11 protein-coding genes are annotated in these 14375 nt (G+C 54.1%); 6 read left to right on the top strand and 5 right to left on the bottom strand.

What is annotated here, in order from left to right:
- Positions 1 to 6 precede the first annotated feature (6 nt).
- The 4 genes from ACFQ2I_RS02135 to ACFQ2I_RS02120 form a co-directional block, all read right to left on the bottom strand.
- A complete protein-coding gene (locus tag ACFQ2I_RS02135) occupies positions 7 to 1032 on the bottom strand; it encodes a formylglycine-generating enzyme family protein (RefSeq protein ID WP_449290077.1) in 1026 nt (341 codons plus the stop codon).
- An 80-nt stretch (positions 1033 to 1112) separates the two neighbouring features.
- Positions 1113 to 1646: a chromate transporter gene (locus tag ACFQ2I_RS02130; RefSeq protein WP_377561832.1), complete on the bottom strand. Its 534-nt coding sequence runs from the start codon at positions 1644 to 1646 to the stop codon at positions 1113 to 1115.
- A gap of 34 nt (positions 1647 to 1680) precedes the next feature.
- Complete coding sequence (locus ACFQ2I_RS02125; protein ID WP_377561831.1) at positions 1681 to 2289, bottom strand: chromate transporter; 609 nt, start codon at positions 2287 to 2289, stop codon at positions 1681 to 1683.
- Between the two features lie 154 nt (positions 2290 to 2443).
- On the bottom strand, positions 2444 to 3646 hold the full coding sequence (locus tag ACFQ2I_RS02120) for an ROK family protein (protein ID WP_377561830.1): 1203 nt from the start codon (positions 3644 to 3646) through the stop codon (positions 2444 to 2446).
- A gap of 268 nt (positions 3647 to 3914) precedes the next feature.
- Between ACFQ2I_RS02120 and ACFQ2I_RS02115 the strand changes: the two genes are divergently transcribed.
- Complete coding sequence (locus tag ACFQ2I_RS02115; protein ID WP_377561829.1) at positions 3915 to 5507, top strand: FAD-dependent oxidoreductase; 1593 nt, start codon at positions 3915 to 3917, stop codon at positions 5505 to 5507.
- Positions 5508 to 5640: 133 nt separating this feature from the next.
- Positions 5641 to 8361 (top strand): helix-turn-helix domain-containing protein, encoded by a 2721-nt coding sequence (locus ACFQ2I_RS02110; RefSeq protein ID WP_377561828.1) that lies wholly within the window; start codon positions 5641 to 5643, stop codon positions 8359 to 8361.
- A gap of 364 nt (positions 8362 to 8725) precedes the next feature.
- Here ACFQ2I_RS02110 and ACFQ2I_RS02105 read toward each other — a convergent pair whose 3' ends face one another.
- On the bottom strand, positions 8726 to 9895 hold the full coding sequence (locus ACFQ2I_RS02105) for a hypothetical protein (protein ID WP_377561827.1): 1170 nt from the start codon (positions 9893 to 9895) through the stop codon (positions 8726 to 8728).
- A gap of 181 nt (positions 9896 to 10076) precedes the next feature.
- Here ACFQ2I_RS02105 and ACFQ2I_RS02100 point away from each other — a divergent pair, with 181 nt between their 5' ends.
- The 4 genes from ACFQ2I_RS02100 to ACFQ2I_RS02085 all read left to right on the top strand — a co-directional run bounded on the left by ACFQ2I_RS02100 (position 10077) and on the right by ACFQ2I_RS02085 (position 14317).
- The gene (locus ACFQ2I_RS02100; RefSeq protein ID WP_377561826.1) at positions 10077 to 10865 is read left to right on the top strand and encodes an AraC family transcriptional regulator; all 789 of its coding nucleotides are present in this window, start codon (positions 10077 to 10079) and stop codon (positions 10863 to 10865) included.
- 254 nt (positions 10866 to 11119) lie between these two features.
- On the top strand, positions 11120 to 11941 hold the full coding sequence (locus tag ACFQ2I_RS02095; RefSeq protein ID WP_377561825.1) for a helix-turn-helix transcriptional regulator: 822 nt from the start codon (positions 11120 to 11122) through the stop codon (positions 11939 to 11941).
- A 90-nt stretch (positions 11942 to 12031) separates the two neighbouring features.
- Entirely contained in the window at positions 12032 to 13537 is a 1506-nt protein-coding gene (locus ACFQ2I_RS02090) for a sulfatase family protein (protein ID WP_377561824.1), read from the top strand.
- Positions 13538 to 13741: 204 nt separating this feature from the next.
- Positions 13742 to 14317: a superoxide dismutase family protein gene (locus ACFQ2I_RS02085; protein WP_377561823.1), complete on the top strand. Its 576-nt coding sequence runs from the start codon at positions 13742 to 13744 to the stop codon at positions 14315 to 14317.
- The last annotated feature ends 58 nt before the right edge of the window (positions 14318 to 14375 follow it).

Below are 14375 nucleotides of genomic sequence, written 5' to 3'. Positions count from 1 at the left end.
ACTATGTTATTCAGTCATTGTCTCTGCATCAGCAGCGATACGGAAGCCGCAATTGCCCGTCGAGCTGTCGGGCGTATTGGAGCTTCTGGCTGCAACCCGGTATCGATTGCAATACGAGCGATGGCACAGGTAGGATCCGCCGCGCATCGAGCGCTTGCCCGTCTCCTTGCTGTAATAAGGATTATTGTCGGAGGTGGTCCGGTGATAAGCCGGGCTGAACCAATCCGCTACCCATTCCCAGACGTTGCCGGACATATTGTACAAGCCGTAGCCGTTGGGCTCATACGCATGAACAGGCGCCGTGCCGATATAACCGTCGGAAGCGTTGTTCTTAACCGGGAACTTGCCTTGCCAGATGTTGCACATATGCTTGCCGTCTTGCTTCAGCAGATCGCCCCAAGGATACATGCGCCGCTCCAGTCCGCCGCGCGCCGCATATTCCCACTCCGCTTCCGTCGGAAGACGTGCGCCGACCCAATCACAATAAGCTTGCGCATCATTCCAGGAAATATGCACGACAGGATGATCCCAGCGACCTTCCAGATCGGAATCCTCGCCCTCCGGCTTCCGCCAATAAGCGCCCTCTACGACGAGCCACCAAGGCACACCTTGCGGCACGTTCTGCACCTTCGCTTGCGTCGCTTCAGACGCCAGCAGATGGAAGACGAACGACCAGCCGAATCGCTCCGCCTCCGTCACATAGCCCGTCTCTTCCACGAAGCTGTGGAATGCCTTGTTCGTCACGCTATACGGGGCGATGCGGAACGGCTTCACGGTCACTGCGCGCACCGGCCCTTCCCCGTCGGCGGGGAACCCTTCCTTCGTATTCGTTCCCATATGGAATGTGCCTCCGGGAAGAGCGATTAGAGCGTCCAGCGCTTCCCTTGCACTTGTAATTGTATTGGAATCCGTTACCGATTCCTCTGCTACTCGCAGTGCCGTTACAGCAGCTGCGGCCTGCTCAACGCTTGCGCCTGTAGCTGCTGTCGCTTGTTCCCGGCTTGCGGCACAGCACGCCTTCTTCTGTTCCATATTCGCAACATCCTCCTTCGTCCATCCTGACATCACCCATTGTCTTCCTGCAGCGTTCCGGCTCTATCTCCAGCATCATATCAGGAGAAGAAAGCGATGCCTCCGATAGCCGAGAAAAGCAGAATATAGACGGGATGCATCCGGTACTTGACGAGCATCATCCAGCATACACCTATCATAACAAGTCCGAACAACAATTGCATCGCCCACTCCGAGGCGTCGATTGAACCGACGCCAAGCCGATAGACGGCGAACAGAATCAGCGACGTCACAATCGGCATCAGGCCGTAGAATATGCGGTCGATCCATTCCTTCTTGCGCAAGCGATATATGATGATGAAGACAATGGCCGCTACAATAACCGAAGGAATAATAAGTCCCGCCAGCGCGGTCAGCGCGCCGCCAATCCCGAATGTCCGATAACCGATGATCGTACCCAGATTCACCGCGATTGGTCCCGGCGACATGCCAGCAACAGACACCGCTTCAATGAACGCTTCCGTGGACATCCACTGCTGCGCCGCCGCTTCCCGTTCAATCATTGGAATAAGTGCATAACCGCCGCCGAAGGAGATGAAGCCAAGCTTCAGGAAAAACAAAAACATGTGTAACATAGTAATCTTCTCCTCTCTTCGGGGATTAAATAAATTAAATAAAATACATATACCCTTCATCGGCTGTCTTGCCAGCTTCGTGCTTCCTCTCGTACCTCTGCTTGAATAAGGTTGCGACAATGCTGATAACGATACCCGCTACGATCAGATAGGCGGGCGATAATCCTGCGAACAGACAGATCAGACCGCCAAGCATGAGCAGCAATGTGAACTTATCCTTGATTGCCGATCGGCCCATTCTTAATGCTGAAAACAAGATCAACGTTATGACGCCCCATGTGACGCCGGATAGTGCGCCTTTTACCTTAGGGGAATCTCCGAACTGCATATACGTAAAGAATACCGCTAACACAATAAAGAAGGTTGGCAGGATCGCCCCGATGCCTGCCGCGATCGCCCCGGACACACCGTTCAATCGATGTCCCAGCAATATGGCCGCATTGACGGCAACACCGCCTGGCGCAGCCGAAGCCAGCGATAGCGTCTCCGACATCTCCTGTCCGCTCAGCCAGCGTCTTCGATCGACAATCTCCCGTTCAATGGAGGGAAATATCGCATAGCCGCCCCCGAACGCGATCGGAGACAGCTTCAGGAAACTCCATAGAATGGAGAAAAATGAAGGTTTTATCGTTATTGTATCCATTATAATGGCCACCTTAATGTTTGGTATCTCTATCATACCTCACTTTTGACCATTTCGGAATAAACTTTTGCTGATAAAAGCAATAAGAGTTCCTTATTTGCTTTTCCAATCCTGTAAATCCCTTAATTCCGAGTTCTTTAATCCGTTTTGGTATTTATTCCGTCACTTTCTTCAACATAATCGCCGCAGCGCCTGTCGCTACCGCATCGTCGCCCAATCCGCTCTGTTCGAAGCTAACGTCATATTGCGGGTAATGATACGTCTTGGACCTGGCTACTCTTACCGCTTGCTCGAAGAATAAGGCGTTCCCGGATACAAGCGGTCCGCCGAGCACAACCTTCTCGGGATGAAGAATGTTCAGCAGATTGGACAGACCTATCCCGAAGTAGCTTGCCGCCTGCAGGAACAACTCCCTGACCATCTCATCGCCTTGCGCCAGAGCCCGCTCAAGCATGGGGTACGTCACCTCTTCAGGCCGTGTCACCATGCTCCAGAGCAGCGTCTCCCTGCCCAGCTTCAAGCCGCGGACCGCCGCTTGCTGCAGCGCGTAAGCGGAGACGTACGTCTCCCAGCTGCCGCAATTGCCCCCTTCCTGTCTGGATGGAGGGCCGTCTGCCTGAATAATCATCTGCCCTACGGCGCCTTCCATATCAACTGCCCCGTACACAATCTCTCCGCCCATGATCATGGCTGAACGGAGCCCGACTCCGGCATGCACATAGAGCAGATGCTGAATGCCGCTGTTCGCCTGCGTCCAATACTCCCCCAACAGCGCAGCATTCGCGCCATTGTCGATATGTACAGGGAAGCCAAGCTGTCTCTCCAGCATCGGCCCGATCGCCACATTCAGCCACCCTGCTGCGGCGAAGTGCATCGGATTCAGAATTATGCCGCCTTCGCGATCCAGAGGCCCGACCGTTCCGATGCCAAGACCGAGCATCGACGTGCTCTCTAGATCGCGCTCCCGCATCATGGCGCCGATCGACCTGACCACTTCTTCCATCAGACGTTCCGGCGTCATGTAGCGGTTCATCGGCCATACTTCCACCGCCAGCTTGTTCAGATGAAGGTCGCACAGAAGCAGCCTGGATACGGAACGCGATATTTCCAGTCCGAACACATAGGCGTATCGGGCATTGGTCCGGTATAGAATCGGACGTCTGCCGCCGCGCGATTCGCCGAAGCCGACTTCCTCGATCCACCCTTCCTGGACCAGCTCCTCCAGCAGTCGAGTCAATGTGCTGGTCGTCAGTCCGGTTACTTGTTTCAGATCGACTTTGGAGATCGTACCTTTCGCCCGAATATGCCCGTATACTTCCTTCACTTTTCGCGTTGCCATGCGTTCGACTTGCCGCATTCATCTAACCCCCCGACCTTAATTCAACCTATCAGCCTAGACTGTTCACAACCATTGTCACAGATCGTGTTCCTACACTTTTATCCATTATGACATAAAGCGGCATAAGCCGTCGTCTTCGTCTCAATCGCACTTTCATGACCTCTTGCCCCATTATTCCACATCATATCATGAAAGTACCATCGAAAGTCATCACAGTCACTTATGCTGGCTGCTCCGCCACGATAAGATATAGAAAACAATGGCGTAATTAGAGGAGGAATTAGGCATGATAAGAGAAATGAAAGCAGACATCGTCATTATCGGAGGCAGTCTGGGCGGCTGCTCGGCGGCGCTCGCTGCAGCCAGAATGGGCAAGCAGGTCATTATGACAGAAGAGACGGCGTGGATCGGCGGGCAGCTGACAAGCCAAGCGGTTCCTCCCGATGAGAACAGATGGATTGAGGAATTCGGCAGTACCGCATCCTACCGCGAGTTCCGCACCAGAGTGCGCGATTATTATAGAAGAAACTTGCCGCTGACGAAGGAAGCGGCAGCGGAGACGAATCTGAATCCCGGCAACGCCAATGTCAGCCGGCTCAGCCACGATCCGCGCGTCGCGCTTGCCGTCCTACAGGAAATGCTCGCCCCTTATACACTGAGCGGCAAGCTTACGATTCTGCCCCATCATCGTCCGGAATCCGCAGAGATGACGCAAGACAGCATCGCCTCCGTCACCGTGCGCAACCTGCTGACGAGCGGCTTCACCGTATTGACGGCGCCTTACTTCCTGGATGCGACGGAATGCGGCGATCTGCTTCCGATGACAGGAACCGAGTATGTGACGGGATCGGAGTCCAAGGCGGACACAGGCGAGCGGCACGCACTGGAAGGAGCAGCGGACCCGCAGGATATGCAGGCCATTACGCACTGCTTCCTGGTCGATTATATCGAAGGCGAGGATCATACGATTCATAAGCCGAAGGAATATGAATTCTGGCGCTCATTCCGTCCGCGCTTCTGGCCGGATCACTTCCTGAGCTTGTCCGGCGTCAAGCCGACGACGAGAGAGCATGTCCGCTACGATCTGTTGCCAGGCGGCGACGGACTGGCCCACTGGAAAGGCTTCTCGCTGATGTCTTACCGCCGTGTAGCCGCAGCGGACAACTTCGCTCCCGGCACGTTCCCCGGCGATGCCAGTGTTATTAACTGGCCGCAGAACGACTATATTCTGGGCTCCGTCATCGATGTTCCGGAAGAAGAGCGGCAGCTTCATCTGCAGAGGGCGAAGGATCTGAGCCTGTCCCTGCTGTATTGGCTGCAGACGGAAGCTCCTCGTGCGGACGGCAAGCTTGGCTATCCCGGACTCCGGCTGCGTCAGGACGTCTTCGGAACCGACGACGGTCTTGCGATGTATCCTTATATCCGGGAATCCAGAAGAATTAAAGCCGAGTTCACCGTGACGGAGCAGCATGTCAATCCGGAAGATCGCCCGGACGGCAGAGCTCAGACCTTCCATGACTCCGTAGGCATCGGCCATTATGATATTGATCTGCACCCAAGCACCGGCTATCGGCATTATATCCATATGTTGGCGCTGCCGTTCCAGATTCCGCTTGGCAGCCTCATTCCCGTGCGGGTTAATAATCTATTGCCAGCCTGCAAAAATATCGGAACGACGCATATTACGAACGGCTGCTACCGACTTCATCCTGTGGAATGGAACATCGGGGAAGCGGCCGGTGCGCTTGCGGCATTCTGCCTGCAGCGCGGCGAATCGCCTCGCGCTGTCCGGAACGGACAGCATCTGCTAGAAGAGTTCCAGAGCGAGCTGAAGCGGCAAGGCTTCCGGCTGGAGTGGCCGGACAGCATTAGAGAGTAGCCTGGCATACGGCAATTCATAACTCCTTATATGGCATTATTTTCGCTTATGCTAGAATAGAAGCAGAGAATAACCGGATTGAAACCGATGATATCCTCATCGGTTTTTTCCCGCTTGACGAGGAGGCATTGCCGTGCATGGCACGCTAAGTTCTATAACCGTCACTACCGATGCAGGACTTCATATAGCCGTTACTCCTGTAACTGCACATGCTTTTCATATCCATTCTTCCTGGTCATCCGATCTCATACAAGCGCACTCCCCGCTCATAAGAATCGGGGCTGTATCCGCCACATCTTCCGTGCAATATGACATGAGAGAGCGGGATGAATGGCTGCATATATCTACCGGAGACGCAGAAGTCGCCATCCATCGGAACAGCGGAGAGCTGCTGCTTCGCAGCGGTACGGGCGAGCGACTGGCCAGACAATTCCCACCTCGGCTGCATGAGTGTGAAGAGTCTGGCTATCACACCGAGTTCGAGCTGTCCGGGCATGAACAAATATATGGATTGGGCGATGCGCCGAATATCCCCTTAATGAAGCGAGGCTGCAAGGTGCCCATTCGTATGAGGGGCCACTCTGCCCACGCTCCCGTTCCGCTGCTGCTATCTGCCTCAGGATGGGGGATGCTCGCAGATACAATAGAAGAGCATGAATTCGACATCGGACGGAGTCGTCCTAACCGCATTCGCTATAATCGCAAGTGCGAGGAGCTCGCTTATTACTGGATAACGGGAAATTCACTGACTGGATTGTTGAAGACCTACAAGGATCTGGCCGGTCCTCCCGCACTGCTGCCGCTATGGGCATATGGCCTCTCGTTCAATTGCAACCTGCAGACGACTGCGCGCGATATGATCGAAGATGCGCTCAAATTCGGAAGAGAGGACATCCCTTGCGACTTGATCGGACTGGAGCCGACCTGGATGGAGCAACCGGAGGGACAGGGAGCGGACGAACCGTTCCGCTGGCATCCAGATCGCTTCTATATCCCGCAGTGGATGCCGGAAGGCGAGCACACCTTCATGGGCGCGCTCAATCGCATCGGCTTCAAGCTCAATCTCGGACTATATCTGTCCCAATTAGAGGGCGGAGAGCCGGGTGTGTACGACAACTCTGACACTGAGCAGGGGCAACTCTACAGCAGAATCGCACCGCTTGTCAATCAAGGCGTGCAAGGCTTCCATCTCTGTTCCAAGAAGCCGTACATGGACAGCGCCCAGTCCCATCTCCCCCTTCCGCAGCACGAAGCGGCTGGAGAGGCCGGACTGACCGATACGCTGCGCATAGGCAAGGAGCTGGCGGAGGGCTACGCCGCTCATACGGGCAAGCGCCCGATGCTGTCCGTGCCCGCCGGCTATGCCGGCATCCAGAAGTATGGGGCCGTCTCGTCGGGCGGCACAGCCAGTCCGCAGCTCGCGGTCATGAACGCCGGATTGTCCGGCATTCCGCATATGAGCGTCGATATGCATCTTCATACGAGCGAAGGCATCCATTACGCCTTCTTCCAGCCTTGGGTGAGAGTGAACAGTTGGGCATATTGGCGGCATCCGGCATTGTTGGAGAAGAAGCTGCTCGCCATATTCCGGACCTATGCGAAGCTGCGCTACCGGCTGCTGCCCTACATCTATACTGCGGCGCATGAAGCAGCAAGAAGCGGCCTGCCCATCTTGCGGGCGATGCCGCTTATGTTCCCTGACGATCCGGAGTGCGCGACCTTGCACAATCAATTCATGTTCGGAGATTCGCTGCTGGTAGGAGCATTCACCGAACGGGTCTACTTGCCGGAAGGCACATGGTTCGACTATTGGACGGGACAACAGTATGACGGGCCGGGATTCATCGAAGTCACTATCCCCGACACAGCTGGCGGTCCGCTTCTTGTGCGTGCGGGAGCCATCATCCCGATGTGGCCCGATGTGCGGCATACGCTTGAAGGGGCGAGAACGGAGGAGCTGGAGCTACACGTCTACTCCGGCTGCGATGGCGAATTCATGGTTATCGAGGACGACGGGGAAAGCTACGGATACTTGCACGGACAAGCAGCTACGACTGTGATCTCCTTCCGCGACGAGGGAGACAGGCTGACGCTGCAACTCGAACCGCGACAAGGAAGCTATCCTTCCATGCCGTCCGGAAGAAGCTGGCGCGTCTGCTTCCATATGAACAGAAGAGGCGCTCCGGCGACCGTACGGGTAGATGGCAAAGCGCGGCGGAAGAGATGCGGCGGCAAGGCGAAAGTGAAGGCAGAGGATGCGTGGCATTTTCATCGGGGGAACGGTATGGTGGAGCTTGGAGTGAAGGAAAGCGCTGATCGGACGGAAGCTCGCACCATTGCGCTTCATATGAAGGATTATGGTTCCAGCAATTCCTTGAAGAAGCAGGAAGAGAATGCTGGGAAGACTGAGGCGAAGGCTGATCGCAACCGCTCAACGATATCAATTGAGCTGCATAATCGAGAGAATGTGCGAGACGAAGGTATCCGCAGGGAGAACGGCACAGGGGATGAGAGCTCACCTTCATCAAGAGGCGAGAATAGGATCGTGAGCCAGACATTGGAGCTGATCCATATGCATTTGAATAAGGAAGAGCTCACGCTGCAGCACGTTGCCGACCGACTGCATATTAACTCCTCTTACTTAAGCCGCCGCTTCAAGCAGGAGACGGGGAGGTCCTTCTCCGATTATGTGCAGGCGGCGAGAATGGAACGGGCGCACCAGCTTCTGCTGGAGGGCTCCACTGTCAGTATGGCGGCGCAGGACTGCGGCTTCAAGGACGCCAGCTACTTCATCCGCGTCTTCCGCAAGCATTGGGGCGTGACACCGGGAGAGCTGCGAAGGCCAGAGGCGTGACGCCAAGATTGCTGCGAAAGCGACGGGCGTGACGCCAAGATTGCTGCGAAAGCATGTTAGACAGGCGATGCATACATCATAGTGACTAATAACTGCATTTTGTGTACTAAGTTGTAGTCGGAATCCATGATCTCCCCACTTGAAATGGAAAATGTACAGTTATTTCGGATCATTTCGCCTAAGCAGCAATGTAGAGATCGAATTAGTAGCCAGAAATCCATCTCATTGTCTTAACAAGGTACCACTCGACGAAAATAGTAGCATAAAATCCATTTATACGGATTGATATGCGATGGCATGATAGCCATCGCATGTCATGATATGTCATACCATGACATGGCTTCACAAAAGTAACAAAGTAGGACTACCATTCGCTCATAACCTCTCTCAAATCCATCTCATAGATCTGCCTGCTTCCCTCATGGGTCGAATCGAATGAAATATGCGTACCGGCGTAGTTCCAGCGGGGATGGAGATCGCAGCGCGCATCCAGCTCCGACGGCATGGCGGAATAAGAGCCCAGCGTCATGCCGCGCCCGCTCGCGGGATGATAGAGATACAGATGCTGCATCCGGTTCTCGTCGGGATAGCTGTCATACAGCAGCCACTGCCGATCCGGCGAATAGCTGCAATGACCGTCCTTGCGGAAATACCCCAAGTCGATTGCAGATAGGTGCGGGGACTGATCCTGCCATTCGTACAACTGATTGCCCTGCGGACCGTCGCTATAGATCAGCAATTCCCGTTCGTTTTTCCAGTAGTAATGCGAAGCGAAGGAATAGGTCTCCCTCTTCGCATACAGTCCGCTTCCATCCCTGTTCGCCGTCACGACAACCGTTCCCCAAGTACGTCCCTCCGAAGGAAAGTTGCGCAGCAGCATGACGAACCGGGAACCGTCGCTGTTGAAGGTGATGTGGTTCACGAGCAGCTTGCTGTCTTCACCCGGCAGATACGCTTGCGTGAACGATTGCAGCTGACGCAGGGACAGCACCAGCTTGCAAGCTCCGTTCTCCAGATTAAGCAGGTACACCCCGTCTTCCTCCGGAGCCAGCTTGCGGTCATGCTCAGCTTCCGAACCTGCATATCCATAGCCCGGCCGGAACTGGAACATGCGGCCGAAGCTGACGCTGAGCGCGTATTGTCCGTCGCGAGATACGGATGCGATCGGAAGCGGAAGCGGCAGCGACGTGCCGTTCGCCACATTCAGCATCACACCGCATAAGCGACCGTCATTACTATAGGTGTTGAACAAGATTTCCTTATCCGCATGCTGCGGCCGCCATTGCAGCATCGCGCCTTGCTGGAAATTCCATGCCTGCGTCTCCGCCAGCGCTGTGAATGCTCCGCATTCCCTGTCCAAAATACCGATTTCGCAGCCCTCCGTCCGCTCGGGTATACGCCCCGCGAAAGATGTGCGATGCGCCAGGTGAGAGCTACCCTCACTTCCGTAGGCGCATACATCATAATAGCCAAAAAAGTAATGTCCCTCCCCGTTGCTCAAACGCTTAGACAGCACTCTCTCCCACTTGTACAAATAAATCCCTCTTTCCGACTTTTCTCTATTCGATGATTTCCCGATCATTGGGGTCGGACGCTTCCAGCATAGATGCTTCCAACACACGGAACAGCTACCAAGGCATCTTCCAGCAATTGACACAGTCCCATCTTGCCTATACAATGTTGCCAAACGACCAACTCATGAAGGGGGCGTGCCCATGTCCCGCTCGATCATTATTCCATATCCCTCCGAAGCATTTCTGGATGTGAATTATTTGCAACGGCAGCATGATTGGTCCAAGGAACCTCATCGACATAGCTATCATCAGCTAATCTGGGTGACGGAAGGCGTGCTGCAGATGCGCTTCGAGGACAAGCTGCACGAACTAAAGTCTGGCATGCTGTGCTTGATTCCGCCCGGTATGACGCACGATCTCTACACTCCTACCGGCTACGAGCAATTCGGATTGAACCTGAACCACAAGACAACATCCGACATGCGATCACTGCTCATCTCCCATATGATGGAGCTGACGATTGTGAACTATGCCCATATGCAGGGCAAGATCTCTGTTATGCTTCAGTTGGCCAAGCATGCGAACAAGTTGTCCAGACTGAAGCTGGCGAATCAGTTGGACGCTCTGCTCATCGCCATCGTCGAGCATTCGCTTCAGCGCAGCGATACGGAATTTCGATTTAAGCTGCTGCAGAAGCTGCGTCAGCATCTGACCCGCAAGCTTTCCCTACTGGAGATTGCCCGCCACTTCTGCATAAGCCCCTCGCATCTGGAGCGGCTCGTCCATCGTGAATTCGGTTGCGGAGCAATCGAGCTGCACAATCAGCTGCGCATCGAGCAAGCGTGTACACGACTGATTCAATCCGATGACGCCATAGAGAGGATCGCGCATGAGTTGGGCTTCTATGACGCTTCGCACTTCTCGCGCTACTTTAAGCAAAAAATGAATCTGTCACCCACCCAATACCGACAGGCTTCCAATTCTGATTAAGCCGTGGCCGTGCTTCACCTCCAATTCTGCCCTTACTATAACAAAGCCTCCCAACGCCAACCAATAGAAAAAGTAATCGTAAACTTGTACATTCTGCTCACCTTGCTCCAATTGCCGTCTTGCTGCGTCGGAAAGAATCAAAAAAGAGGCTGCGATCAGCCCCTTTCAACTTGTATCCTTATCCCTATCCTAAAATTGCAGTGGTATAATAGAAAAAATACGAACGATTGCCAATTGCCGCAAGGAGACTCGACATGCAATTATCACAGCGAAAACTGAATCTCGACGACTTGTCGCCCGTGCTGATTCGAAGCGCCAGGAATGTACTTCGTTCCGGATTCGATACCGGCATCCGCGTCATCGGCCACTACCAGCTGCAATATATTCAAGATGGAAGCGGAACGATTAACGTCGACGGACACAGCTATGCCGTCGGCAAAGGCATGCTGTGCTTCTGGGGCCCCGGAATACAGCATCGTATCGTTGCGAACACAGAGAAGGAGCTGGTTATTCTTGGGGCGCAGTTTCATCTTGTGCCGGAAGCTGTTCCGGTTACTTTCCGTGATTCCCCCGATTTTTCACCCCTTTATAACGTTCATGCGCAATCGCGCGTGGAGGCTTTGCTGCTCGAGATAGCACGAGAGTATGCAGGACAACGACTGTACTGGCGAGAGACCACCAGTTCACTGTGCAGACTGCTGCTATTGATTCTGGCGCGTCAGACAACCATGAAGGTCAACAACCAAGGTGTAGCCGCCGTCGCTGATCGCGTAATCGATTTCATACAGGAACGATATCGCGAGCCATTGACGAACGAAACCCTTGCGCAGCAGTTCCATTTCCACCCTTCCTATCTGAACAAGCTCGTACAAGCTGCGACCGGACTGTCAGTTCATCAACTGCTCATACATATTCGAATTAATCATGCCGCCGAACACTTGCACACGACGACAATGACTATCAGCGAAATCGCAGAGGCGGTTGGTTACAGCGATCTTCCTTATTTCTCTCGCCTGTTCAAGAAAAAGATGGGCGTCTCGCCTTCCGTATTCAGATCCGCTGACAGTCGCAGATAAGACAAATACGGTATTGGAATGTGCAAAGGCTCGGATAGCCTCCGGTGATACAATGGAGAGGAGACCAAGACAAGGAGTTGAACGCCTGCGATGAAACCACGTAATATCTTGTTCCTGTTCACCGACCAGCAACGCTTTGATACGATCGGAGCGCATGGTAATCCCATTATCAAAACGCCGGTTCTGGACAGGCTTGTAGCCAAAGGAACTACATTCACAAGAGCCTATTCTCCATGCCCGGTATGCGTGCCGGCAAGGTTCGCGTTGCATACCGGATTGCTGCCCCACCGCACGAATTGCGTCATCAACGAAAAGATGCCTGAGGGCTTTCCCAGCTTCATGGAAATTCTCAGCGATCACGGATATCAGACACACGGCGTAGGCAAGATGCACTTCACGTTCAAAGATAAGCCCGCAGATGAACCGTGGGGATTCCAAAGCCGCGACTTCAGTGAAGAAGGTGGGGGAGCAGATGACTTCAAGCAATATCTGGAGGACAACGGATTCGGCCATGTACACGACCCTCACGGTGTCCGTTCCGACTATTATTATATTCCTCAACCGTCCCAGCTTCCTGAACATCTGCATCATACGACTTGGGTAACCGACCGCAGCATCGAATTCCTGGAGCGGCGAGATCCCGCAAGACCGTTCATGCTCATGGCCAGCTTCATCAAGCCCCATCCTCCATTCGAGACGCCCACGCCATGGAACAAGCTATACAGGTCGCCTGAAATGCCGCTTCCGAAGCGACCGGCGAACAGCGAACATCTAATCACATATTGGAACCGCTTCCAGAACCGGTACAAATACCGCGATCAGGGGGTAGACGATCATCTCATGCGCTTAATGAAAGCCGCCTACTACAGTTCGATCTCCTTCATCGATTATCAGGTTGGCCGATTGCTCGACTACATGGATGCCAACGCCTTGCTGAATGACACGTTGATCGTATACGCTTCCGACCATGCTGAGATGCTGGGCGATTACAACTGTGTAGGCAAGAGGAACTTTCTTGATTCCGGAGCCCGCATCCCTCTAATCGTCGTATCCCCCGATGGTCCCGTGAACACAAGCTGTGCAGACCCCGTATCACTCGTGGATATTATGCCCACATTTCTGCAAGCTGCGGGAATTCCGCAGCAAGAGAACCGAAGCGGCGAGAGTTTACTGGATATCGCAGCGGGCACTGTCAACCGGCAATGGGTTGCCTGTCAATACCATCGCGGTGAGCATGGCATGTACATGCTGTCGACCGCTCGTTACAAGTATATATACTCGGCGCCGGATGACAAGGAATGGCTGTTCGATCTACAGACGGACCCTGAGGAAACACGCAACTTGGTGAACAATCCTATCTATCGCGACCAGGGTTCCCTTATGCGGGATCAATTGATTGGCTTCTATCGAGCAGAAGGCTACGAGCTCCCGCTGGATGGCGATGACTGGAGACGGTTTCCCGTTCAATCGCTCCCCGATGATCCGGAAGCCCTCTTGTTGTTCCAAGATCCTCCTGCGAGCATTCCGAACGTGTCCGGCTACGAACGAGATGTGCCTACTACTCAGCCACAACCTCAATTCAATGTCGGGTTTTGAAGAAGCAGGAGCAACATGATAACAGGGCTGGCGCCTTTGCGTCAGCCCTCTGCCATGTCTACTGATTACCATCGATCATTCCTGGAGTCGTTACAGTTCCAACCGCTAAGAGCTTGCATAATTTCCCACAGTCATGCACACCCTAAGCATATTGCCAAATTGTAGACGAAACTCATGTTTCACACAGGAGGTCGATGGTTGACGATGAAAAAGATGATACTGTTCATGGGGGCTCTGCTACTGGCTTGCTCCATCGCTTACGCGTCCGCACGCGAGGACATTGCGGAGGAGGGCATCAGTCATACGGAAGAAGCAGGTCCTATCGCCGATGTGGCTGCCCTGACTGTCGATATGATGAATCAGCAGGGGGAGCGCATCGGCAGGGCCACCATCTCCGAGAACACTGACAAAGTACGCATCCATCTGGAAGCGGAGGGACTCCCGCCCGGCAAGCATGCTCTTCACTTCCACGAATTCGGCAAGTGCGAGGGGCCCGACTTCAAAAGCGCCGGCGGTCACTTCAATCCTTACCATACCCAGCATGGCTTCAACAACCCGAAGGGCTTCCATGCCGGAGACTTGCCCAATATTGAGGTTGACGCTTCCGGCAAAGTAAAGGTCGATATGATTAGCGCCGCTGTAACACTAAAGCCGGGCAAGCCCAACTCCCTAAAGCGGGAAGGCGGCCTGGCGCTGATCATTCATGCGAAAGCCGATGACTACATGACGGATCCTTCCGGCGCGTCTGGCGACCGCATCGCGTGCGGCGTCGTGAGATAACTCCGTTCGTAGCTTCTTGCGCCCAGACAGCATGAAGGGAACGCTCCACCATGAGCGT

It is taken from the genome of Paenibacillus chungangensis (assembly GCF_042675905.1).
Taxonomy (GTDB): Bacteria; Bacillota; Bacilli; order Paenibacillales; family Paenibacillaceae; genus Pristimantibacillus; species Pristimantibacillus chungangensis.
This window is presented reverse-complemented; position numbering and strand designations above follow the sequence as displayed.